General features: G+C 39.3%; 23 protein-coding genes. 12 read left to right on the top strand and 11 right to left on the bottom strand.

Translation table 11 applies throughout. The annotated features are described in order from the left end of the window. The first annotated feature begins 46 nt into the window (after positions 1-46). From AC0L7Q_RS16990 to AC0L7Q_RS17005, 4 genes are all read left to right on the top strand, one after another. Positions 47-1,900, top strand: a complete 1,854-nt coding sequence (locus AC0L7Q_RS16990) for a M28 family metallopeptidase (RefSeq protein ID WP_409425937.1) — start codon at positions 47-49, stop codon at positions 1,898-1,900. A gap of 96 nt (positions 1,901-1,996) precedes the next feature. After that, positions 1,997-3,913, top strand: coding sequence for an ATP-dependent DNA helicase (locus AC0L7Q_RS16995; RefSeq protein WP_413403264.1), 1,917 nt, complete (start codon positions 1,997-1,999; stop codon positions 3,911-3,913). 8 nt (positions 3,914-3,921) lie between these two features. Further along, on the top strand, positions 3,922-4,623 hold the full coding sequence (gene tsaB, locus AC0L7Q_RS17000; RefSeq protein ID WP_413403266.1) for a tRNA (adenosine(37)-N6)-threonylcarbamoyltransferase complex dimerization subunit type 1 TsaB: 702 nt from the start codon (positions 3,922-3,924) through the stop codon (positions 4,621-4,623). Positions 4,624-4,695: 72 nt separating this feature from the next. Beyond that, positions 4,696-5,025 carry a hypothetical protein gene (locus AC0L7Q_RS17005; protein ID WP_409425940.1) on the top strand — a complete coding sequence of 110 codons (330 nt, stop codon included), beginning with the start codon at positions 4,696-4,698 and terminating at the stop codon, positions 5,023-5,025. 113 nt (positions 5,026-5,138) lie between these two features. Here AC0L7Q_RS17005 and AC0L7Q_RS17010 read toward each other — a convergent pair whose 3' ends face one another. Further along, the gene (locus AC0L7Q_RS17010) at positions 5,139-6,428 is read right to left on the bottom strand and encodes an alkaline phosphatase (protein WP_413403268.1); all 1,290 of its coding nucleotides are present in this window, start codon (positions 6,426-6,428) and stop codon (positions 5,139-5,141) included. 186 nt (positions 6,429-6,614) lie between these two features. On the opposite strand from AC0L7Q_RS17010, the gene AC0L7Q_RS17015 reads away from it, so the two are divergent. The 5 genes from AC0L7Q_RS17015 (at position 6,615) to AC0L7Q_RS17035 (ending at position 12,070) form a co-directional block, all read left to right on the top strand. Continuing rightward, positions 6,615-7,466 (top strand): alpha/beta fold hydrolase, encoded by an 852-nt coding sequence (locus AC0L7Q_RS17015; protein WP_413403270.1) that lies wholly within the window; start codon positions 6,615-6,617, stop codon positions 7,464-7,466. Positions 7,467-7,581: 115 nt separating this feature from the next. Beyond that, on the top strand, positions 7,582-9,234 hold the full coding sequence (gene fadD / locus AC0L7Q_RS17020) for a long-chain-fatty-acid--CoA ligase FadD (RefSeq protein ID WP_413403272.1): 1,653 nt from the start codon (positions 7,582-7,584) through the stop codon (positions 9,232-9,234). A 50-nt stretch (positions 9,235-9,284) separates the two neighbouring features. Beyond that, the gene (gene rnd / locus AC0L7Q_RS17025; protein ID WP_413403274.1) at positions 9,285-10,415 is read left to right on the top strand and encodes a ribonuclease D; all 1,131 of its coding nucleotides are present in this window, start codon (positions 9,285-9,287) and stop codon (positions 10,413-10,415) included. A gap of 240 nt (positions 10,416-10,655) precedes the next feature. Beyond that, complete coding sequence (locus AC0L7Q_RS17030; protein WP_409425945.1) at positions 10,656-10,901, top strand: IS4/Tn5 family transposase DNA-binding protein; 246 nt, start codon at positions 10,656-10,658, stop codon at positions 10,899-10,901. Then, positions 10,862-12,070: an IS4 family transposase gene (locus AC0L7Q_RS17035; protein ID WP_409426124.1), complete on the top strand. Its 1,209-nt coding sequence runs from the start codon at positions 10,862-10,864 to the stop codon at positions 12,068-12,070. Before AC0L7Q_RS17030 ends, AC0L7Q_RS17035 begins: the two co-directional genes overlap by 40 nt. Before the next feature lie 541 nt (positions 12,071-12,611). Here the strand turns inward: AC0L7Q_RS17035 and AC0L7Q_RS17040 are convergent. The 7 genes from AC0L7Q_RS17040 to AC0L7Q_RS17070 form a co-directional block, all read right to left on the bottom strand. Continuing rightward, entirely contained in the window at positions 12,612-13,085 is a 474-nt protein-coding gene (locus tag AC0L7Q_RS17040) for a sugar phosphate isomerase/epimerase family protein (RefSeq protein ID WP_409425946.1), read from the bottom strand. A 192-nt stretch (positions 13,086-13,277) separates the two neighbouring features. Then, positions 13,278-14,033 carry a gluconate 2-dehydrogenase subunit 3 family protein gene (locus AC0L7Q_RS17045; protein ID WP_409425947.1) on the bottom strand — a complete coding sequence of 252 codons (756 nt, stop codon included), beginning with the start codon at positions 14,031-14,033 and terminating at the stop codon, positions 13,278-13,280. A 2-nt stretch (positions 14,034-14,035) separates the two neighbouring features. Beyond that, positions 14,036-15,715 carry a GMC family oxidoreductase gene (locus tag AC0L7Q_RS17050; RefSeq protein WP_409425948.1) on the bottom strand — a complete coding sequence of 560 codons (1,680 nt, stop codon included), beginning with the start codon at positions 15,713-15,715 and terminating at the stop codon, positions 14,036-14,038. A 2-nt stretch (positions 15,716-15,717) separates the two neighbouring features. Next, complete coding sequence (locus tag AC0L7Q_RS17055) at positions 15,718-16,410, bottom strand: 3-keto-disaccharide hydrolase (RefSeq protein ID WP_409425949.1); 693 nt, start codon at positions 16,408-16,410, stop codon at positions 15,718-15,720. Between the two features lie 35 nt (positions 16,411-16,445). Next, complete coding sequence (locus AC0L7Q_RS17060; RefSeq protein ID WP_409425950.1) at positions 16,446-17,663, bottom strand: MFS transporter; 1,218 nt, start codon at positions 17,661-17,663, stop codon at positions 16,446-16,448. Between the two features lie 13 nt (positions 17,664-17,676). Further along, complete coding sequence (locus AC0L7Q_RS17065) at positions 17,677-18,732, bottom strand: sugar phosphate isomerase/epimerase family protein (RefSeq protein ID WP_409425951.1); 1,056 nt, start codon at positions 18,730-18,732, stop codon at positions 17,677-17,679. 7 nt (positions 18,733-18,739) lie between these two features. Further along, entirely contained in the window at positions 18,740-19,900 is a 1,161-nt protein-coding gene (locus AC0L7Q_RS17070; RefSeq protein WP_409425952.1) for a Gfo/Idh/MocA family protein, read from the bottom strand. Between the two features lie 161 nt (positions 19,901-20,061). Here AC0L7Q_RS17070 and AC0L7Q_RS17075 point away from each other — a divergent pair, with 161 nt between their 5' ends. After that, positions 20,062-20,778 carry an AraC family transcriptional regulator gene (locus AC0L7Q_RS17075; protein ID WP_409425953.1) on the top strand — a complete coding sequence of 239 codons (717 nt, stop codon included), beginning with the start codon at positions 20,062-20,064 and terminating at the stop codon, positions 20,776-20,778. A gap of 672 nt (positions 20,779-21,450) precedes the next feature. Here the strand turns inward: AC0L7Q_RS17075 and minE are convergent. From minE to minC, 3 genes are read right to left on the bottom strand one after another with little or no spacing between them, the layout of a single operon-like run. After that, a complete protein-coding gene (gene minE / locus AC0L7Q_RS17080; RefSeq protein WP_008111532.1) occupies positions 21,451-21,714 on the bottom strand; it encodes a cell division topological specificity factor MinE in 264 nt (87 codons plus the stop codon). 1 nt (position 21,715) lies between these two features. Further along, positions 21,716-22,525 carry a septum site-determining protein MinD gene (gene minD / locus AC0L7Q_RS17085; RefSeq protein WP_013463309.1) on the bottom strand — a complete coding sequence of 270 codons (810 nt, stop codon included), beginning with the start codon at positions 22,523-22,525 and terminating at the stop codon, positions 21,716-21,718. A gap of 5 nt (positions 22,526-22,530) precedes the next feature. Continuing rightward, complete coding sequence (gene minC / locus AC0L7Q_RS17090) at positions 22,531-23,235, bottom strand: septum site-determining protein MinC (protein ID WP_413403280.1); 705 nt, start codon at positions 23,233-23,235, stop codon at positions 22,531-22,533. Positions 23,236-23,391: 156 nt separating this feature from the next. On the opposite strand from minC, the gene AC0L7Q_RS17095 reads away from it, so the two are divergent. After that, positions 23,392-23,673 carry a YcgL domain-containing protein gene (locus AC0L7Q_RS17095; protein ID WP_013463311.1) on the top strand — a complete coding sequence of 94 codons (282 nt, stop codon included), beginning with the start codon at positions 23,392-23,394 and terminating at the stop codon, positions 23,671-23,673. Beyond that, entirely contained in the window at positions 23,666-24,682 is a 1,017-nt protein-coding gene (locus AC0L7Q_RS17100) for a lytic murein transglycosylase (protein ID WP_409425957.1), read from the top strand. The genes AC0L7Q_RS17095 and AC0L7Q_RS17100 overlap by 8 nt, the downstream gene beginning before the upstream one ends. The last annotated feature ends 43 nt before the right edge of the window (positions 24,683-24,725 follow it).

Here is a 24,725-nt window from a genome sequence, read left to right on the forward strand (position 1 = left end):
CATATCACTTTCTACAAATACAGCTCGATTTAAAAGGAATCAATTTATGAAACGTTTATTAAATATTGCGTTAGTTAGCGCTAGCGCCTTAATTGTTCAACCACTGTATGCACAAGACAACGAAAATATATGGGTGACAATAGATCCTATTGCAGCAAAGCATTATCAGCAGACTAAAAAAACAGTAAGTAAATCACATCAATCATTAACTATTCATGCAACTGAGCTAGATACCGTTAATTTTTTAAAGGTTAAGACCTCGGATGTAGCACAGCTGAGTGAGTTTATGCATGATAATTACCATCGGTGTGGCGGTTTTGTAGTGCATGAATCACTAGATGAAGCAAAACAATATACTGAACAGTTGGCAGCTGTGCAAAACCAAAACACCTTAGCTTTTGATTATAATATTGATAATGCGCAAACAACACAGCAACTAATTAATCGTATTAGCCCTAATAATTTAACAAATACTGTTAATTCAATGAGTAGCTTTTACAATCGCTACTATACAACTCAAACTGGGATAGATGCATCTCAATGGTTAAAAGATTATTGGCAACAGTTAGCGGCAAGTCGTAGCGATATCAGCGTTGAATATTTTACTCATAGTTGGGCGCAGTCGTCGATTATAGTCACAATACCTGGGGAAGAAAAAGCTGATGAAATTGTTATCATAGGTGGACATTTAGATTCAATTAACCAATCAAACCCTACAAATGGACGTTCTCCTGGTGCCGATGATAATGCATCAGGTATCGCTGTATTATCAGAAGTACTAAGAGCAATTGTTGATAATGACTACAAGCCGCAAAGAACAATTCAAATAATGGGCTTTGCAGCTGAAGAAGTTGGCTTGAGGGGGTCAAAAGCGATTGCCTCAGCATACAAATCACAAGGAAAAAATGTTGTTGGTATGGTGCAGTTTGATATGACTGGTAATAACGGTAGCAATGAAGATATTGTGATGATGACAGATTACACAACAAATGCTCAAAACCAGTTTCTAGGTCAGCTAATCGATACTTATTTGCCTTCTGTTAGTTACGGTTTTGACCAATGTGGATATGGATGTTCTGATCACGCATCTTGGTATCAACAAGGGTTTACAGCATCTATGCCATTTGAGTCGAAAATGGCTGATATAAATCGATTAATTCATACCATTAATGACACTAATTTTGACGCTGATCATGCTAGTAAGTTTGCAAAATTAGCTGTTAGTTTCATATCGGAAATGGCAAAAAATGCAGGCGATGTGATCCCCCCAATTGGCGACGAATTACAAAACGGTGTTACGGTTGCCGGTATAACAGAAAGTGCAAAAGCGGAACGTGTATTCACATTAAACGTACCTGACAACGCGACTAACTTAAACTTCATTACATCCGGTGGTTCTGGTGATGCCGATTTATACGTAAAATTTAATTCAGCACCTACCTTAACAAGCTTTGATTGTAAAAGTACAACCTCTTCAAGTAATGAGAGTTGTGAAATAGGTAATGCCCAAGCGGGCGTTTATTATGTCATGGTTCAAGCATGGAATGCGATTACGAATGTTTCTTTAACCGGTAGCTATAACGAAGGTAACACAGCAGAACCTATCAATCGTGTAGAAAATAATATTTCGGTAGCAGCAAACAATTGGAGCCGATACACACAAAATCTTGATGCTGGCTATTCGGCATTCACAGTTAATATTAGCGGGGGCAATGGAGATGCTGATTTATATGTAAATTTTGCAAGCCCATCTACAGAATCTGTTTATCAATGTAGGCCATTTAAAAATGGTAATTTAGAAACTTGTAATATTGATAACCCACAAGCAGGTACTTGGTTTATAGATTTAAAGGGCTATAGTTCTGCAAGCGGAGTTACCTTATCTATTACGGCACAATAATAATTAATAGGGGGACAATGCCCCCCTTATTATATAACTTAATTACTTGCCCTTGATGTTTCGCTTACGTAGAATCCCGCTATTATTTTTTACAAAGTGATTGGTATTATCAAACAGCTGTTTAGTGCGACCGGGCCTTTGGCTTTATCAATAGATGGATATACACCACGCCAGCCTCAAATCGATATGGCGGTGGCTGTTGATGATGCATTAAAAACCCGATCTCAACTTGTTGTTGAGGCAGGCACTGGCACAGGTAAAACCTTTGCCTATTTAGCTCCCGCTCTTAAATCTAAAGGTAAAACCATCATCTCAACGGGTTCTAAAGCACTGCAAGAGCAGCTTTATCATCGTGATTTACCGGTATTAGTAAAAGCCTTAGGTGCTGCTAAGAAAACGGCCTTGTTAAAAGGGCGTGCCAATTATTTGTGTACGTATCGACTAACTCAGCATGTGGCACACGTACCAACAGACGACCCTGATGTTATGCATCAGCTTGCTATGGTTGCAAAGTTTGCCAGTGAGACCCACAGCGGTGATCTTGCCGATTGCATTGGTATTGAAGAAGACGCCAAAGTGCTACCTTATGTAAGCTCAACCGCTGATAATTGCTTAGGCAAAGAGTGCCCTGACTTTCAAGAATGCTATATTCGCAAAGCGCGTTTAAAAGCGGCTGATGCCGATGTTGTGGTAATAAATCACCATTTGTTTTTTGCCGATATGGCGGTAAAGGAATCAGGTTTTGCAGAGCTTATGCCTAATGCGGATGCCTACATATTTGATGAAGCTCACCAATTAAGCGAAATTGCCAGCGACTATTTTGGCGAAACAATGAGCACCAAAAAGCTGGTGGATTTAATTAACGATTTGCGCGCTATTTATCGCGCTGAAATCCCCGATATGCTGCAATTAGGTAAAAGTTTAAATAAACTCGAAACCAGTGTCGCTGATTTAAGGTTGCAGTTTGGGGTAGATGGTAGCCGTGGCGATTGGCGCGAAAAGCTCAGTAATAAGCTTATTTGCTCGGCATTACATCGCGTTATTAGTGATTTAGAATTTGTGTATCAGGTTTTAAAGTTATGCTTAGAGCGCAGCGATAAAATAGAACATCCGTTTGAACGAGTTTTGGCTTTTAAAGGCCAGTTAGAACGTGTATTTGATACCGCCCAAACTGGGTTTAGTTACTGGTACGAAACCACGAGGCGCTATTTAACAATAAATATAACGCCATTAAACGTATCGGCAAAATTTACATTGATGATGAAAGAATCTGGTGCGGGGTTTGTATTTACCTCCGCCACGTTATCGGTCGACAATGAACTGAGCCACTTTAATGCAAGCCTTGGCTTAAAGCCAAAGCAAAGTATGATGGTGGATAGTCCGTTTGATTATGCCAATCAGGCGTTGCTGTGCTTACCCCGTTATTTACCACAATCGCATGAAGATAATATGCCTCATGCTATTGTAAAACTGACTTTAGAGCTCATAAAGTCGGCTAAGGGGCGTTGTTTTGTGTTATTTACTAGTTATCGTATGATGCATTTAGTGGCTGAGGGTTTAACGACGCAAATGGACTACCCAGTTTATATGCAAGGGCAAATGTCTAAACGAATTATACTAGAAAAATTTACTCGCCATGGTAATGCGGTATTGCTGGGCACCGCGTCATTTTGGGAAGGGGTTGATGTACGAGGCAGCACCTTAAGCTGTGTTATTATAGACAAGCTGCCATTTGCTGCCCCTGATGATCCTTTACTGCAAGCCAAAATGCAGGATTGCCAAATGCAAGGTAAAGACCCGTTTGCTCATATTCAATTACCCCAAGCGGTGATTGCATTAAAGCAGGGTGTAGGTCGCTTAATAAGAGACAACAAAGATAAAGGCGTGTTAGTGATTTGCGATAATCGCTTAGTTACACGCCAATATGGACAAGTATTTTTAAAGAGTTTACCGCCAATGCGCCGTACACGAAGCTTAGAAGATGCCAATACATTTTTAAAACATATTAATTGAGTACAAAAATGATCAAAAGTAATATTCTCGCCCTAGATGCTTCTACAGAAGCATTATCAATTGTTTTGCATTATCAGGGTAAAACGTTTCATCATTTTGAAGAGTGCCCGCAGCAGCATAGCCAAAAAATTCTGCCACTTATTGATGAGCTACTAGGAAAAGCCGGTTGTAAATTAAAAGATTTAGACGTAATAGGATTTGGCCAAGGCCCAGGTAGTTTTACTGGCGTGCGCATAAGCGTAGCCATTGCCCAAGGTCTTGCGTATTCAACCAATTTACCATTAGTTGGGGTATCTACTTTAGCAGTCATGGCACAGCAGGCATTAGAACAGTTTGGTGCTAAAGATGTTTATTCTAGTATTGATGCGCGTATGGGAGAAATATATTTTGCTCAGTACCAAGAAAAAGATGGATTGATGACACTTAAAGGCGAAGAGCGAGTATTCAAACCTGAATTGTTAGATGCAACCTTGATAGATATAAATATCGATGCTGCAGGCGTAGGAACGGGGTTTAAAAGTTATCCTGATTCATTAACGGCATTTAATAATGTAACCATACAGTCTGAAATAAGCTTACCGGATGCACACTATATGTTGGCACTAGTAGAGGCGCAGTACCTTGCTGGTAAGGGCGTACAAGCCAGTGATGCACAACCAAAGTATGTGCGTGACACGGTAACATGGAAAAAATTACCGGGCCGTGAATAAATAAACACGGTTGTTTGCAAATTAAGCGATTTTAAATCATAATTTAGTTATGTTGTTGGTTGGAGAAGCGCTGTGTCGCTACCTATAAGTTCAGGTTTTTTTACAGGTGATATACCTGCTAAGGTGCGTTCTACTTCGGCAGTTCCGGCGCAGCCTGAACGAGTAATAGAGCAAGCCAAACCACAAAAAACCAATACCGATTATGTCAAAAGTAGCCCAGAAGGGCTTGAACTTGCAAAAGAGTTTACAAAAGCGAACAGCAAAGATACCCAATACAGCCAAACTATTTACGATCAACCCAGTGCTCAAGTAAGCAAAGCTATTTCGACTTATACTGAGTTTGCTAATTTAGAGCGAAGAGCTGAAGTTCAAAATTTAATTGGTGTTGATATATACGCTTAGCTAATGCCAATCCTCAAAATAGATTACTTAAATAAGCGAATTGGTATAAAATGAAAATAAGCAAATAAAAAGCCCGAATGAATCATTCGGGCTTTTTTATTAAATTTCAAAGACTACTGCTCTATATAACCAATCAATTTTTTAGCTATATCGGTATTATTTTGAGAGCCAACAAAGTCATCGCTATTTTTGCCATAAGCAAATACTTGTACATCAGACGCTGTGTGACCGCCCGTTGTCCAGCCAGTAAAACTTAAGTCATTAATGATGCTTTTAACGGCTAAGTTTAGGGGTTTCTCACCCATAGCTTTGGCTTGTTTAAGCTTAATTTCGTTTTCAGCTGTAAACTCAATACTCGTATTTTCCTGCCATACCTTTTTAAGGTTATCTGACTCCATTAACAAATTGGTCAATGTACCCGCAGTGGCTTTAACACCTTTGATGATATCTGTTTCCCATTTATATTGGCCATGTGCACCAATAGTTAAACCACCTGTTGAGTGGTCTGCCGTGATCACCAAAATAGTGTCTGGGTTCTTATCTACATAGGCTTTAGCCGTTTCGATTGATTTAGCAAAATCATCCATTTCAGCCATTGCACAGGCAATGTCATTTGCGTGGCCACACCAATCAATTTGGCTACCTTCAATCATCACAAAAAAGCCTTTATTATTTTGCCCATCAAGCAAATCAAACGCTTTAGAAGTTAACTGCTTTAATCTTGTTGGGTTTTCATCAAGAGCAAATGGTAAGCCTTTAGGTGCATATAAACCTATAGCAGGCACTTGAGTGATTTGACCAAGGTTTTGAATATCATCGCCGTATTGATAACCAGCTTGTTTAAATTCGTCAACTAAGTTTCTGTCATCACGAATAAAGTACTCAGTGCCACCGCCTAACATTAAATCAACCGGTAATTTACCTGCAATTTTATTGTCAATGTAGTCATTGGCAATATCATCGTAGTTTCTTCTTGATTCATTATGTGCGGCAAAGCTTGCTGGTGTCGCATGGTTTATTTGTGAAGTCGCCACTAACGCTGTTGTCATTCCTTGCTCTTTTGCAATTTCTAGCATGGTTTTAACAGGTTTTTTAGCTGTATCAACCGCAATTGCGCCATTATAACTTTTATGACCGCTGCTTAGTGCTGTTGCACTCGCTGCGCTGTCGGTTACGTAGGTATGGTCATCTGGATACGTGTGCGCCATGCCTTTTAATATGGTATCGAAAACGGTGGTTTCTATTTCTTTTGTTGTTGGGTCGTCTTTGTAGTATCGATAAGCGGTTGTGAAAGCAGGACCCATGCCATCACCAATCATATAAATAACATTTTTAGGCGCGGTTTGAGCAAACGCTCCTGTTGTTGTACATAAAAGCGCTAATAAGCCGAACTGTTTTTTCATTGTGTGTACCCTTTAAGTGTACTTATTTTAATAGCGACTATTATTGTATACTGATGACGAGATAAATAAATGAATATGTTTATGAAATCTCGAATTTAAGTATGTGTTCTATAAGCTCGGTTCTATTATTTGTGTATTATCTCTTGTATGTTATTGCCATATCCAAACAAAAAGTAGAGGTTTGCATTGCAACCATTTTCTGTCAAAGCTAACGACTTAGATATACATGGCCTTCAATTTGGTAACGGTGAAGAGGTTGTTATTGCCCTTCATGGTTGGTTAGATAACAGTGCTAGCTTTGTACCTATGCTTACTGACGTACCGTCAAATCAAACATGGTATTGCATTGATTTTCCAGGGCATGGGCTATCATCTTGGCGAAGCTCTCAGGCACATTACTACTTTATTGATTATGTGGATGATGTTTATGCCTTAATCACCGCGCTCAAATTAAAAAGGGTACACTTGGTCGGGCATTCGATGGGGGCGATGGTTGCAGGGCTATTTGCTAGTTGCTTTAACGAGTATGTTAAATCTGTTTCTTTTATTGAAGGAATAGGCTGCGTTACCACACAAGCAAATGAAGTCGCTTCGCAGCTAAAAAATGCCATACTTAACCGGGCACGGTTAACCACTAAAAAATCAAGGATATACACTTCAAAGCAGAAGATTTTTCAAGCGCGTGCAAAAACAACGGATTTAAATGATGAACTAATTGCGTTGTTGATGGACAGAAATATACAACAGATACATAGTGGGTTTGAGTTAACGACAGATCCTAAGCTTAAAAATCACTCAGGTTTTCGATTTGATGAAGCGCAATGTATTGGTGCAATAAAAGAATTAATTGCACCATGTCAATTAATTTTAGGTGATCAAGGTTATCCATTTGTAAAACAAAACTTAGATAAGTATAGTAATTATTACAATAACTTGAGAGTATTAGAAGTGCCTGGTGGACATCATTGCCATATGCAAAGTAGTGGGCTATGTTTTGAACACATTCACGCATTTATGCTGCAAAGTAGTGCATGTTAATTGTATATTACCGATAAATGTGGGATTATCTCTAGATTAGAGTATTTGCTCAATTGTGAAAGTGCCTTACTTAGATTAAGGTTAATAAAAATATAATTATAAACAGGGGCTAAGAGTGGAAAAAATCTGGCTTAAGCGCTACCCAGAAGGTATGCCTGAAACAATCGATCCTGAGCACTACAACTCGTTACTCGGAGTGTTTGAAAAAAGTTTTAATGAATACAAAGATTTACCTGCATTTACAAATATGGGTAAAACATTGTCTTACAACGAAATAGATGCAGCAACAAAACGCGTTGCCGCCTATATCCAAAACGATTTAGGATTAAAAAAAGGCGATAAAGTCGCTGTGATGATGCCTAACTTGTTGCAAACCCCCATTGCTATTTTAGGTATTTTGCGTGCAGGGTGTGTTGTAGTTAATGTTAACCCGCTTTACACAGTACGAGAGCTAGAGCACCAGTTAAAAGATTCTGAAACATCAGCTATTTTTATACTTGCTAACTTTGCTGTTACTCTTGAAAAAGCGCTGCCTAACACCGACGTGAAACATATTGTAGTTACCCAAGTGGGTGACATGATGGGGGGTCTTAAAAAGCATTTAGTTAATTTTGTCGTTAAGCATTTCAAAAAAATGGTGCCAAGCTATACATTACCTAACACGATTAACTTTTGTGATTTGTTAAAAGCAGACCCAACTGGTTACAAACGCCCAGATGTAAACCTTAGTGACTTAGCATTTTTACAGTATACAGGTGGAACTACTGGTGTATCAAAAGGCGCTATGTTAAGTCATGGCAATATGGTAGGTAACCTTGAGCAAGTATCTGGTTGTTTAGACAAAGTGCTTGACCGTGGTAGTGAAGTAGTTATTACTGCGCTTCCGCTTTATCATATATTTGCATTAACAGCGAACTGTTTAGCATTTATGAAATACGGTGGCTTAAATGTTTTAATTACTAATCCACGTGATATGCCAGGATTTGTAAAAGAGCTTAGTCAGCATAAATTTACAGCTATTACAGGTGTAAATACTCTGTTTAATGGCTTATTAAATACTCCAGGTTTCTCTGAGCTTGATTTCAGTCACCTTAAAATGTCATTGGGTGGCGGTATGGCCGTTCAACGTCCAGTTGCCGAAAAATGGCAGAAGGTCACTAATAGCAAATTAATGGAAGGCTATGGTCTGACAGAATGTTCGCCATTAGTTACAATTAGCCCATATGATTTAGAGGCTTATAATGGCTCTATTGGCTTACCTGCGCCAAGTACGGATATCAAGCTAATGCTTGATAACGGTGAAGAAGCGACTAAAGGTGAACCGGGCGAGTTATGGGTTAAAGGCCCACAGGTAATGCTTGGTTATTATAACCGTCCTGACGCAACCGCTGAATGTTTAAAAGATGGCTGGTTTGCTACCGGTGATATTGCGACATACGATGATGAAGGCTTCTTCTATATTGTTGACCGTAAAAAAGACATGATTATTGTGTCAGGCTTTAATGTATTCCCAAATGAGATTGAAGAAGTGGTTGCGATGCACGAAGGTGTATTAGAAGTTGCCGCAATTGGTATTCCTCATGACATTAGTGGTGAACAAGTTAAAGTTTTTGTTGTGAAAAAAGACCCTTCTTTAACTGAAAAAGATATAATAAAACATTGTCGTGATAATTTAACTAATTATAAGGTTCCTAAACTCGTTGAGTTTAAGGATGAGTTACCCAAAACTAACGTGGGTAAAATTCTCAGAAGAGCCTTAAAAGATTAGCAACTATAAAAAAGCCGACATTAGTCGGCTTTTTTATTGTAGGAGACTCAGTGCACTACCAATTGATCCAAACCCAAAATGAGCTAAATACGTTTGTAGAACAAATAAAAAACAAACCCATTCTTGCTATTGATACCGAGTTTATGCGCCGCCGTACTTTGTATCCCGAAGTTGCACTAATTCAAGTTTATGATGGCGAGCATTTAGCACTCATCGACCCGCTTGCAGAGCTTTCCTTATTTGATTTTTGGCAGATACTTAAAGATCCAAACGTGTTAAAAGTACTTCATTCTCCTTCAGAAGATATTGAAGTTTTTCAAAAATACGCAGGTTTTGTTCCTTATCCATTGTTTGATACTCAGTTTGCACTTCAGCTATTAGGCGAGGGTAACTGTATGGGGTTTGCCTTAATGGTAAAAACCTTGTTGAATATTGACATTGATAAAAGTGAATCGCGTACCAATTGGTTACAACGTCCTCTCACTCAAAAACAACTTGAATACGCTGCGGCCGATACGTTTCACTTACTACCTTGTTTTGAGTTAATTATAGACAGCATTAAAGCGGCCGATTTATTTGATATTGTTATTAACGAAAGTGAATTAGTGGCAAACAAGCGTGCTTTTCAAACACCAGATGAACTGCTTTATAAAGAGATTAAAAATGCATGGCAGCTCAAGCCGCATGAATTAGCGGTACTAAGAGAATTAGCCGTGTGGAGAAGAAATAAAGCAATTCGTAAAAATCTTGCGCTTAATTTTGTTCTTAAAGAGCACAACATGACTGAAATCGCTAAGCGAGGCCCATCGAGCTTAAATGCGCTTAGACAAATTCCGGGTGTTGAGCCTATTGAAGTGAATCGTTCAGGGGTTGAAATTTTAAAGTGTATTGAGCAAGCTAAAGCTATCCCACCTGAACAGCACCCTAAAGTACTAAAGCGTTTAATTGATTTTCCTACATACAAAAAAGTAGCGAAAGAGATCAAACAAAACATTACTAAGGTTGCAAAAGAGCACAACATACCAGAAGACGTTATGGCCTCCAAAAAGCAAGTGAATCAACTTATAAGTTGGAACTGGAAGATAACAGATGAACAAAAATCACAGCAGATAAAACCAGATTTACTCAATTCTTGGCGCTATGAATATCTTAAAGATACACTCAAAGAGTGGGATGTTTGAATAGACTGAGGAACTCGTTTTTATATTAAATGAGTTCCACTAGTTCAGGAACTGTTTATCTTTGCGGATTAAAATTTGTTCAAGCTAGGGGGGATCGCGGCGCAAGGTTTGTAACCTATTGGGCCCGATAACTGCTCCTGCGTTATTCTACTGGCTTACATCCCTGTCTCTTATACACAAGTCTTTGAATATCGTTAAGTCTGTGATCTAATCGATCATCATCACTCATAGATTTATCATATGCACAGAAACACTTCTGAAGAATGGGCTCAATTAATTTTTGGTAACGCTAATTTAGGAGATCCGAGACGCACCCGACGATTAGCTCTACTAGCAAGTGATATGGCTGAGAATGCAGGCAGCTCAATTGTTAAGGCTTCTGATACACCCGCCAAAATGAAGCCGCTTATCGTTTCATTAGAAATGAGAAAATATCCCCTCAAGCGATCGCCGATTCAGGGTTCTCACAAACGAGTGAAGCGGTAAAGCAGTTGCCTTTGGTTCTCGCTATCCAAGATACGACAGGATTGACATTTAAACACAGTGTTTGCAAAGAATTAGGCGATGTGAACTGTGCAAATACATTAGGAAAACCATCAAAAACAAGAACGCTATATGCGCATTCAACGTTAGCCATTGATGCAGATACGGAGCACGTTATTGGTTTACTCGACCAGTACTATTGGTTTAGGAAATCAAAGGTTAAAGGGACTAAAGATCAACAACAGCAACGCCCTTACGAAGAGAAAGAAAGCTATCGCTGGCAACAAACATTAATGGATATAAAAAAACGTACAGGTGAATTATCAAATATACTTAACATCTGCGACAGAGAAGCTGACATTTATGAGTACATGACTTACCAAAAAGATGAAGGGCATCGATTTTTAGTCAGAGCAAAAGAAAATAGAAAATTAATAGAGCCTCAATGCAATCTCAATCAGTTAATAGAAACAGCGCAGGGTCAGTGTTGTTACACTATTAATATAGCGCAACGTGCGGGAAGAAAAGCGCGTCAGGCCCCAATTACATTGAGCTATCAACCTATAACACTCGCCAAGCCTAAGCGAGTACAAGGGCAAGAATCACCGACATTGAGCGTCAATGTCATTGTCTGTCAGGAAAAAGAAAGTACGCAGAAAAATCCATTATGTTGGATTTTATATACGACAGAGCCCGTAAACACAGCAGAAGATGCCCAGAAATTAGTAAGATACTATGAACTTCGCTGGCGTGCAGAGGAATTACATAAAACATGGAAAACAGATGGAACCGAAGTAGAAGATTTACGCTTGCAGCACAGTGATAATATTTTACGAATTGCGATCATTAAAGCGTTTATTGCTGTCAGGTTATTACAACTGCAAAATATGGCACAAAGGAGTGAATTAGGCAAAGAAGTGAGATGTACAGCCTGTGTTAAAGAGATGACGTGGAAATTACTATGGGCAAAGGTTGAAAAGGATGTGTTGCCGGATAAAGTACCGTCTCTTCATTGGCTATACTATAGTTTAGCGAAATTGGGAGGGTGGTATGACAGTAAAAGAAATGGTCGAGTTGGCGTAAAAGCACTCTGGAAGGGATGGTTGAAATTAGCAGAAATGGTCGAATCTGCCAAATTGTTAATATCAATTCAGCAGACAGAAAAGTTGTGATCAAGAGACAGGCTTACATCCATGTAAGAATAAGTAAAAACCGAGCAAAGCTTCCGCGACCTGCTCAAGCCTCTTACCTACATCCATCTAGGCAATAAAGAGTAAATCGCCCCTAGGCAGAACCCTAAGGGCAGCGCCTGTTTTGCATTGATGGTGCTTTATCGCCTATTTACGGGAAATAACCACACCATATAGGCGCTGCCTTGCCTAAATACCAAACAAACTGTTGAAAATTGAACCTTGAAAGGTAAGCAGACCCTAGTTTTGCGTGGTTTTTAATATTTTATCTAAGTTTGCTTTTGATTTGGCAACGCTTTGTAATGGACTAATACCCGCTGGAAACTATTCTTGTTCTATTACTAACCACTTCGTTTTTCCACCGGCTATGAGAGACCTAATTATTTTTTCCATGGATAGTTGTTTTTAGCGAATATAAGGCTTAAACGGTCATTTTCATGTGTGCGAACTTTTAAATGTGCTACATAGGTTCTACTTGTGTATTTTTTATAAAATGTATAGGCTCTTTGCCCGCATAATGTACCTAACCTATGTCCAGTTGCAGTGGTAAGGAGCTCGGTGTATTGCAGGTAATAGCATCCCAATAAGTTTCATTATTAAATTGTTCAAACTCTTTGTTGTGATTATAAAAACCAATATACATATCATATTTTTGTGCAATCTCATTAAGTTCTTTTAGTTGTTTTGCTAATGGCATTATACCTTCGGGATCCCATGCTCGCTCATCCCACGGCACGAATAAATTAGTCACGCCAAGTGTTTTATAAAATAATAAAGTCTCCATTAATTGGGTGTTTGAAAGTTTATCAAAGCCTATATGTGCACTACTGGCAACTAAGTTTAAATCATTTAGTTTGTTTTTTAATGCTCTTGGGTTATCTGCATAGGGGCCAAAGTCACCAGCAAACTCAAGTCCTTCAAAGCCCATATCCGCAAGTGCTGTGACGGTTGCATTAAAGTCAGCTTTTAAATCATCCTTAACTGACCACAATTGCACGCTTACCTTAGCTGACTCGAACTAACTAGCGTTACTTGTGAAAGGGAGCATAACAAGCAGGAGCAAACTGCACGCAATAGAATTAATTAAGAAGGAATGAGAGGATTTAAACAAAAGATTACACCTAAATATAAGCAGGGAATAAATCCCTGCTTGGACTGGGCTATAAAAAAAGAGGACTCAGATTACAAATTAGTCGGTATAAGCATATTGGCTTAGACCAAGTTCATTTAATACGCTATCTAAGTGTTGCTTTGCTTCCGTTGATGGACCTGGGTAATCACCTGCAATAGGTACATTACCTAAGTAACCAATGTCTTTACATCCTTGTGGTGTGCAAAAGAAAGCGCCTAACACTAACTCTTTAAAACGTAAAAACGTTTTACCAATACGTTTAAACTGGGCTGGGGTGTCTTCATTTAAATAGGCTATATCGTCTAAAATTGCGCGATGCTGCTGCTCATTGAGCGCAACAAACTGTTTTTTGAAACGAAGCTGTGATTCATCGTTGATCCAAACAAGTGAATTTAATATTTTAATTCGGTCTCGTTGTTGCCCTTCATAAGGTGCACTCACCCATTCATTGATCACTGCCGGTACTTGCAGCTCACTTGCTGATGGAATATCGCCTTCACGCGGCACAATATAATCAGCTAACAGAGCCACTAACGTAATTTCATCTTTTGTTAAGGTTAACGGCCAAGGCGACTCTGGTGGCATCACTAAGTTTGGATCTTGACCATAACCTTTTGCTGCCACTGGCTTAATATCTAAATCAGGCCAATGTTCTTTTGCAGAAACCGTTACATCATCTTCAAATGCCTTTGTGCAGCCTGCTGTTAAACCAACCGCAGATCCTGCCGCTAATAAACCAAGCCATTTTAATGACTCACGGCGGCTCATGTTTGAAACATAGTTATATGATTCATTTTCGTTACGATGATGCATAATTAAAGTACTCCGTTATCAATTTGTTGAGCCAGCCACGTTGAGTTACGCATTGCCAACGTCATGATGGTGAGCGTACAGTTTTTATGTGGGTTTGAAGCAAATACACCGGCATCCATTACAAAAAGGTTATTACAATCCCATGTTTGACCCCATTGGTTAGTTACAGAGTCTTTCATTGAGCTGCCCATTCGGGTTGTACCCACTTCGTGAATGATTTCACCGCCTTTAGATATCGCTTTTTCAGCAGGTGGCAGTTCTCCAACGGTTGCTCCCATGTTTTCTAAAAGCTGCTTAGCTGTTTTTAAGCCATGTTCGATTTGCTTTAATTCTCGGTCTGACCATTTAAAGTGGAATTTTGAAACCGGAATACCCCATTTATCTTTAACGGTTTCATCAATTTCCATGTAGGTATCTTTGTTTGGTAGCATTTCACCGCGCAGTGCAAAACCAACATACGACCCATACGCATCACGAATTTGTTGCTTAAGGGCAGGGCCATAGCCTTGTTTATCACCGTATACACCAGAGCCTGGCTGCCTAAAACCACCACCAATTTCAAAGTGATAGCCGCGCGGAAAATCAAGTTCATTTTTGGCTTGCGCTTGGTGGCCCCACCAAGGAATAAATAAGTGATTGGCTGTATGCCCATCTTCATTATATCGTGGGCGCCCTTTAAGCGCTGGAATTTGTGCACCTAACCACGCACCGGTAGAATCCATGAGGTTACGGCCTACCTGATTACTTGAATTTGCCAAGCCCTTTGGGTGTTTTTTATGTTTAGAATTAAGAAGAATACGGGCTGACTCACAAGCACTCGCTGCAAGAATAACGATATCAGCTGATAATGACTGTTCAGATACCGACTTTTTGTCAACATAAGTAACGCCGGTAACTTTACCGTTATCGTCAACGTTTACAGATTTAACCATTGCATCGGTTATTATTTCAAGGTTACCGGTTGCTTTAGCCATTGGTAGTAGAGACGTGGTTGTTTGAAATGCAGCGCCAATAGAGCAGCCAGAGCCACAAGGCGTTGCATAAAAACACGCTAATCGGTCATCTTTAGGGCGTGTTAATACTGCACGGTGCATAGGCACTGCCTGAATCCCCATTTTCTTTGCTGAAGCGGCAATTAAAAGCTCTGGCACGCGTGGTTTAGGTGGCGGCTGTAAAATGCCTTGGGCTGAATCTGGCATATCATCATGGCCTGTATTTGTACCACAAATACCCACTAACTCTTCTGTTTTGTCATACCATGGTGCTAAATCATCATATTCAAATGGCCAATCTGCACCATGACCATCACGGGACTTAGCTTTAAAGTCGTGCTCACTAAAACGCAGAGAATAACGGCCCCAGTGGTTTGTTCGACCACCAAGCATACGTGCGCGCCACCAATAAAAATCACTTCCTTTTGCACTCGTGTATGGCTCATCAGGAACTTGCCAGCCGCCATCAACGGTTGCATCATAAAAGCCAAAGTTTTTATCTTTATTTCCTGCACCCATTAACGGGGCTTCACTGTTACGGCGAAACATCGGGCTTTCAGTTTTAGGGTCGTAATCACGGCCAGCTTCAAGTAACAATACTTTGTGGCCTAACTTAGTTAATGTATATGCGGCCATTGCACCGCCGGCACCCGAGCCAACAACGAGTACTTTATGATTGATTTTTTTCATCGTTATAGCTCCTTAATTTTTATATTTTTGAACCAGACTTTGTCACCATGATCTTGCAGGCCTATATGGCCTTGTTTTGAGGTTGCAAAGTTAGACCATGTAGCAAATTTACTGTTTTGTACTAATGTGTTCCAAGGGCTGCTGCCTATAACCATACTGACTGTACTCACGCCGTTCTGCCAAACTTGCAAATGATTATCGAGCATTTTTATACGTACCGTATTCCATTGCATTGCCGGTTTATGTGCAGCAGTCGGTGCTGAAAGTAAATCATAAATTGAGCCCGCCAAATGCGAATCTATTTCGGTATCCGCATGGCGATCATTATCAATAATTTGAATTTCTGGGGCGTGAGAGTAAATATAACTACCTAGCTCATCAGCAAGAACAAAAATGCCGCTATTACCCACTTCACTAATTTTCCAATCTAGTTTTAGGTCAAAATTCTTATAGATTTTTTTTGTTAAAATGTCACCACCACCTTTTGTAAGTAACATTGCACTATCGTCTATTTTCCATTTTGAGCTAAGTTCATCACTTTTAAAATTACGCCAATGAGACATATCTTTACCATTGAATAGTAATTGCCAGCCTGTGGCGTGTTCTTCTTTTGTTAATTTATTATCTTGAGTCTGTGCAATTACAGTGCTACTGAAAAGCAGTGCAAGTGACATAATCGAAATTGATTTAAGCATGTGTTGCCCCTTATGTTGTTTGCTATTTATTGCTATTAAACGTATTTCTTTAAATTTTTTTGTTTTGTTATAAACAAGTGAAAACCAAAAAATACAACAATCAGTACAATTGGAAAGATTAATAGGTTCTCTAAAACAGCTTGCCCAGCAACGATTTCAATTTGTTCTACTGAGATATTGCTCACTTGTGCATGTTGTTTGGCATCATCTATCCAATAACCTATTATTGGATTCCACAGACTCATTGCAAACATGCCAGCCCCGCCAATTAATGACATCCCTAATGCGCCAGTTTTTGGTGTATATTCGGCAACACAGCCAATCATGGTCGGCCAAAAATACGTGACACCAATGGCGAATAGCGCTGCGGCAAAATAAATTGCACTTCCTTGAGCTTGGCTCATTAAAAAAATGCCGATTGTTGAAAATACCGCTGAGCCTAGTAGCAGGCCAGATGGACTAAAGCGATGAACAATTGGACCTGCAAAATAACGACCCAGTGCCATAAGGCCAGTAATAAGCGCTAAAATGACCATTGGGGATGCGCCTGAAGACCCTAATATCTGTTCAATCCATTGCTGAGTGCCAAACTCTGTTACCGCAGTTATCGTCATACAAATGATTAAAAATATATACAAAGGTGAAACGAGGTTTCTCACGTTACTGCTGGTGGAGTTTTGCTGTGCATCAAATTTAGGAAATTGCGCTGTAAGCATCATTGCGCCATAAATAGCGGTAGGAATTAATATCAAAGCGACTTGCCATTGCCAGTTGAAGCCTGATGCTGTCATTGCACTTGAAGCTAATGCGCCTATAACGATACCGCCGGGAAACCAAACATGGAATCGGTTTAACATCGTTGTTTTGTTATTTGGATACATTTGCGCAATAAGCGGATTACAGCCGGCTTCAACAGAGCCATTTGCAAAACCAATTAAAAAAGTTGAGATAAGTAAGGCCCAAAAACCATCTGCGGATATTGTTAATAACAAGCCGAGTAAATGACAAGCAAACGCCAGTGCTACTAATTTCTTAGCCCCGATTGCGTTATAGATGATACCACCGAGCATAGTCGCTATCGGAAAACCCAAAAAGGCCATTGCATTGACCCAACCAAGTTGGGTGCTCGTTAAACTAAATTGCTTACCAAGTTGGCCTAAAATACCGGCACGAATCGCGAATGTCATTGAGGTGACTATTAACGCGATACAACATAGGCGAAAAATGAGGCTTTGATTATTATTGTTATTCATTGTGTAGTCCTATCTAGTTAATACCCAATATCCGCTTATTACGTTGGGGATTGGTATTCATTGCACTAAAATCATCAAACGCTTTGCTGGCAGGTGTAATTATGTGTTGTTCAATAAATGGTGCGCCTTCTTTAGCCCCTTGCTCAGAATCTTTAATACAACATTCCCATTCCAAAACAGCCCAGCCATCAAATCCATATTGGGTTAACTTACTGAATATTGATTTAAAATCTATTTGACCATCACCGAGTGAGCGAAATCTGCCCGGTCGATCTTGCCAATCTTGATAGCCACCATAGACACCACTGCGGCCGCTTTGATTAAACTCTGCATCTTTGACGTGAAAAGCTTTTATTCGCTCATGGTAAATATCAATAAATGCAAGGTAATCAAGTTGCTGCAATACTAGATGACTTGGATCGTATAGAATATTTACCCTTGGATGATTACCTGTTGCAGCTAAAAAGCGCTCAAATGTAATACCATCGTGCAAGTCTTCTCCTGGGTGTAACTCATAGCAAACATCTACTCCCATTTCGTCAAAGTAATCAAGTATCGGTAGCCATCGTTTAGCAAGCTCGTTAAAGCCTTCTTCAACTAAGTCTTGTGGTCGTTGCGGCCAAGGGTAGAAGGTATGCCAAAGTAGCGCACCCGAAAATGTAACATGGTTTTTAAGTCCTAAATTTTTACTTGCTTTGGCAGCAAACATTAATTGTTTAATTGCCCATTCAGTTCTCTTTATTGGGTTACCACGTAACGCTTCAGGGGAAAAATTATCAAACATTTCATCATAAGCAGAATGCACTGCAATTAACTGTCCTTGTAAATGCGTTGATAACTCGCAGATTGTAAGCCCTGCTTGTTTAGCAATGCTAGTCACTTCATCGCAGTATTCTTGGCTTTGAGCTGCTTTTTCTAAATCGAATATCTCAGTATTTGATGTTGGTAGTTGAATTGCTTTATAACCGAGCTCTGCCGCCCATTGGCAAATATCTTTAAAATTATTAAATGGCGCTTCATCGCTGATAAATTGCGCTAAAAATATTGCTGGGCCTTTTATTTTTTTCATACTTTCTCTATCCAATTTTAAATGTGTGCCATTTAGTCTCTTCTTTAGAGGCGGCTACTGCATTTTCAATAAATGCCATGCCTCTAATCGCATCTTTTATACCTGGTACATCAAAGTCACCATTTGTTGCTTTTTTCCCTGCTTTTTTCGCGTTTATTTGATTAGCAAAGTTGACGTATATATTGGCAAATGCTTCAAGGTAACCTTCTGGGTGGCCTGTGGGTGCACGAAGCGCGTTTTGTGCTGCTTCACTTTTTAGCGCAACACCCGCACGTAATAGTATTGTTGGCGCGTTATGATTTTTAAACCATAAACTATTTGGCTCCATTTGGTTCCACTCTAAACTTGCTTTATCACCGTAAATGCGAAGAGATAAATTATTTTCTTCGCCAAGTGCGACTTGGCTCGCGAGTAGCACACCTTTACTATCATTATTAAAGCGCAGCAAAACAGTGCCATCATCATCCAGTGTTCGCCCTGGCACAACGTGATTCAGATCAGCACAAAGTGAGCTAATCTCAAGGCCGCTAACATATTCGGTTAAATTAGCTGCATGCACGCCAATATCAGCGATACAACAGCTTATTCCAGCTTGCTGTGGGTCTAAGCGCCACTGGGCTTGCTTTACTTGTTCGTCTTCGGTACCACAAAGCCAACCTTGAGAGTATTCAACAATGACCTTACGAATAGCTCCTATCTCGCCTTGGGAGATGCGATATTTCGCTTCTTTGATCATTGGGTAACCGGTATAGGTATGGGTTAAGCCGTATAAACAATCACTCTTATCTAAACTTTTCTTTAAGCTCAGAGCTTCATGTAGGTTTAATGTTGCAGGTTTATCTGATAAAACGTGAAAACCGCTCTCAATGGCTAATTTAGCGATAGGGAAATGTAGGTGATTAGGGGTAACAATAACTACAAAATCAATACGCTGATCAACAGGTAACTTTGCTTCTTCAATAAACATCTGCTGATAAGTGTCATAACTCCTACTGGAGTCAATACCAAGCATGGATGCTGTTTTTTCTGTGAGAGCAGGATTAGAGCTAAAAGAACCTGCTACAAGGTCAATTAATCCATCGAGCCTAGCTGCAATACGATGAATGGCACCAATAAATGCGCCTTCAGCGCCACCCACCATTCCCATTCTGATTTTGGGATTATTCATCAAAAATATCACCTCAGTAGTAATCTATTGAACTTAGTTAACATCATGTTATTTATAATAGAGATTGGTGATCATTAGGGGTAATAAAAATTCGGTTGACAATGAAACAAAATCGGCGTTTTATATATTTAGTATAAAGTTAATTATCGAGGTCCAAAGCATTGGATATTCAACAGATTATTGATAGAGCAGGGGTCAATCAACTAATCTCGGCATTTGATTTGTTGCCTGATATTTTATTTTGGGTAAAAGACACTGAAAGCCGGGTTCTTTTTGCCAATCAACATTTTATTGAACATCAGGGTTATAAAACGTTTGATCAAATAGCGTTCAAAACTGATTACGATTTTTCACCAAAACACCTCGCGTTCCAATATGTAAACGATGACAAGCGAGTGATGTTGGGGGGAACTGTCACCGACAGGCTTGAATTAAACCACACATCAAATGGAGAACTAGCTTGGTTTTCCACATCTAAAAAAGCAATTTATTTGGATCAAGAAATTGTCGGAACTTATGGTGTTACACGCCACCTTCAAAAAACCTCTAAAGCCTTGTCCCATGTGAGGGCAATAGAAGGGCCGGTAGATTATATTCGCGAACATTATTCACGGCCTATCAACATAGAACACTTAGCGGATCTTGCTCATTTATCTGTGAGTGCGTTAGAAAGGCGGTTCAAAAAACATTTAGCGAAAACGCCGAACCAATTTATTAACGAAATACGTTTAGAAAATGCACGTAAGTTGCTTATTGAAACGCGATTACCGATTTCACAAATAGCGTATCAATGTGGTTTCTCAGAGCCAAGTTATTTTAGTAAACAATTTAAGCGCTTATTTGGTGATGTTCCATCTAAAATACGTGCAAAAATATAATCTAAGAATAATGCTAGTTAGATACGGTAACTAGTATTTTTCAGATGGATATTCAGGAGGTCTGGTTTTTACCTACTTAGGATATTTTAAGGCTCATAATTGAGACAAAAGAAAATTACTGTGTTATAACCATTGAATAGCTAGAGCAACTAATTTGATTAGACCATATAATTTTGATTTTTAGCGACTATTGTCATTAGTCTCTTCGCCAAATTGTTTGCTAAAAGAATTCCTCATAACTCATCTTAAACCATACCGTTACAGCTATATCTCAAATGATATGAATTATTTAATAGTTTATTTTATTTCTCGGTATCAAAGAACTATTTGCAAAGCAATGACTTTATAAATCACGGTTTACTTAGTGAGAAATCACAGTCTTTTCGTAACTGAAGTAAGTCTTATGAGCTGGTGATTTTTATATTACAAAACATTAAATTGCACAAAAGATTTAACACCATATTGATACTACCTGACGAGAATACTTCTCGGTTTTTGGAGAGTTGCAGATCTCCAAACAGCATCATCAACAGCAAATATATCAAAACCAGATTTACTCAATTCTTGGCGCTATGAATATCTTAAAGATACACTCAAAGAGTGGGATAATTAAATAAAGTTTACAAGACGAGTTAAAAACAGATGAAAAAGGGCGCTTAGCGCCCTTTTTCATTATTTCTTTTCTTCGTCAGGTAATGTCACATTGAGCTCGAGTACGGCTAAATCATCTTCATTTTGATCAAACTGAACTTGAACTGCATCGGCGCCTACATTTACGTACTTACGAATGACATCTAGTATATCTTGCTTTAACTGCGGCAAGTAATCAGGTGTACCACGCTGAGAACGTTCGTGCGCGACTATGATCTGCAATCGCTCTTTTGCTAATGACGCACTGTTTTTCTTTTCTGAGCGGAAGTAGTCAAGTAAAGACACATTAACCTCCAAATATCCGTTTGAATAAACCCTTTTTCTCTACATCTAAAAATCTAAATTCAACCGTCTCGCCTAATAAACGACTGATCGCATCAGCATAGGCTTGACCTGCGTCTGATTCGCTATCAAGAATAACGGGTTGTCCTGAGTTAGATGCACTAAGTACTGCTTGAGATTCAGGAATGACACCTAGTAAGTCGATAGCTAGAATGTCCTGGATATCTTCAACAGATAGCATTTCACCTTTTGATACACGATCTGGATTATAGCGTGTTATTAGCAAATGCTCTTTAATGTTTTCTAAACCTTCTTCGGCACGCTTAGATTTACTGTGTAAAATACCCAATATACGATCAGAGTCTCTTACTGACGATACTTCCGGGTTGGTAGTTACAATAGCTTCATCAGCGAAGTACATAGCCATCATAGCACCGGCTTCTATACCTGCAGGAGAATCACACACTATGTAGTCAAAGTCTTCTTTTAACTCATTAAGTACACGTTCAACGCCATCACGTGTGAGTGCATCTTTATCGCGTGTTTGCGATGCAGGAAGTAAAAATAACTTCTCTACACGCTTATCCTTTATAAGTGCTTGGTTAAGGTTGGCTTCACCATTGATCACATTGACAAAGTCATACACTACGCGACGTTCACAACCCATAATAAGGTCTAAATTCCGCAGGCCGATATCAAAATCGATGATAACAGTCTTGTAGCCTTTCAATGCCAAGCCTGTACCAATTGCTGCGCTTGATGTTGTTTTACCAACACCCCCTTTACCCGAGGTAACGACAATTATTTTTGCCATGAGATTTATCCTTTAACCAAAGCTGAAATTTCTAAAGATTCATTTTTTTGTTGTATTTGAACTGCGTTACCCCAGTGTTCACCTTGAAGTGAGTCACTGATCCAGTAATTTCCATTGATTGAAACGAGTTCTGCTTCTAATTTATTACAAAAAATGTATGCGTTTTCTAGTCCTTTCGCACCGGCGATTGCACGGCCGCGTAAGGTTCCATATATATGTACATTGCCATCTGCAATTACTTCTGCACCATGGCTTACTGCGCCTAATACCACTAAATCACGGTCTTTGGCGTAAACCTGTTGCCCTGAGCGAACTGCACCATTAATAATTTGTGCTGGTAAATACACGGTTTTTTCAACAACCGAGGTATTTGGCTCTACTCTTGGAGCTTCACTCTTAACGTCTTGTGAATAGTTTAAAACAGATAAACCAGCAGCTTTCGCTTGTTTGTGCTGCTCATCAGAACCATTACATACACCGACAGCATTAAAACTCATGCGTTCGATGAGTGACTTTAAGTGAACAAAATCAATAGGATTATTTTTTACTTCAATTAAATTCACGACAATGGGGGCACCCTCAAAGAACTTTGGGGCTTGGGCTATTTTTATATACAGTTGTTCTGCTAAAAGGGGTATATCAGTACTATAAAGATGTAAAACTGATAAGGTAAAAAGGTTGCCTTTTAGCTCAAAAATTTGGTCCGACATAGATGCTCAACTGGATTGTCTGGTTAGTGTGAAATTTTTATATAAACCTAGGCTGAACAAGGTGTTTATTGTAGTTTTCACTCTAATTTTTATAACTTATTATTATTGCCATGTTATAGTGTGTAGCACTGTTAAGCAAGATTTTATAGGGCCATAATGCTAACTGCGGTATATAAAAGTAAGAAAAAAGCAGATACTTTCTTATTTATTGAAAAAAGAGATGATTTTAGTAAAGTTCCGGAACCTTTAATGGCCATGTTTGGTCAACCTCAGTACGTGATGATCATTAATTTAGCTAAGCGAACTCAACTAGGCGTAGCGGATTTAGACACTTTAAAACAGTCGCTCAGCGACCAAGGCTATTATTTACAAATTCCGCCCCCAGAGGAAAACTTGCTAAGTCAATTAAGAAAACAAAATGGAGCAGATAGTGATTAAAAAATTAGCAGTTGTATTGTGTGGTATCTGTTTAAGCTCATCGGTGATGGCAAAAACCCAAGCTGAGTTTCAACAATACCTTACTAATTTAAAGCAAGAGGCAATAGCGAAAGGTTACGATACTCAGTTAATTGAGCAAGCATTTGCCACTGCATCTTACAAAGAAAAAGTGATTTCAGCAGATAAAAATCAACCTGAAGTAAAAGAAACACTGGAAACATATTTACCAAAACGAGTGCCTCAATGGAAAATTGATCGCGCGCGCAAGTTGTACAAAGAAAACCAAGACATTCTTGAGAAGGTCGCAAAAGACTTTGGCGTTCAAGCACGCTTTATTGTGGCTATTTGGGGCTTAGAGAGTAATTTTGGTGCTATTCAAGGTGGCCACAACGTGATTTCATCGTTGGTAACACTGGCTTTTGATGGGCGCCGTGAAGCATTATATAAGCGCCAATTATGGGCCGCACTGGATATATTAAAGTCGGGTCATATTACGCTTGATAAATTTAAAGGCTCATGGGCGGGTGCAATGGGGCAAACTCAATTTATGCCAACCTCATTTAATGCCTATGCTGTAGATTACAACAACGATGGCCGCAAAGATATTTGGACAACCAAAGAAGATGCGTTTGCCTCTATTGCTAATTACTTAAAGCAAGAGGGTTGGAATGACAACTTAACCTGGGGTCGCCAAGTTCAATTACCTGCTGATTTTGATCAACAGTATATTTTAAAGCGCGGCACTAAAACTCGTAAGCAATGGCTTGAATATTGGAACGATTCAGAGCGCTCACTCGCTGATTGGCAAGCGTTAGGGGTTCGTCGAGCAGACGGCAGCGATTTACCAAATGTTGCTGTAGATGCTGCATTAGTAATGCCTGATGATGCAAACGGGCGGATGTATTTAGCATACGATAACTACAAGGTATTTATGCACTGGAATCGGTCATATTACTTTGCAACTAGCGTGGGTTATTTGTCAGATAGAATTGCTTATCCAAAAATTTAAATAAAGCAAATAACTAAAAAGCCGCAAATTGCGGCTTTTTTGT

Source organism: Pseudoalteromonas sp. KJ63-1 (assembly GCF_055808145.1).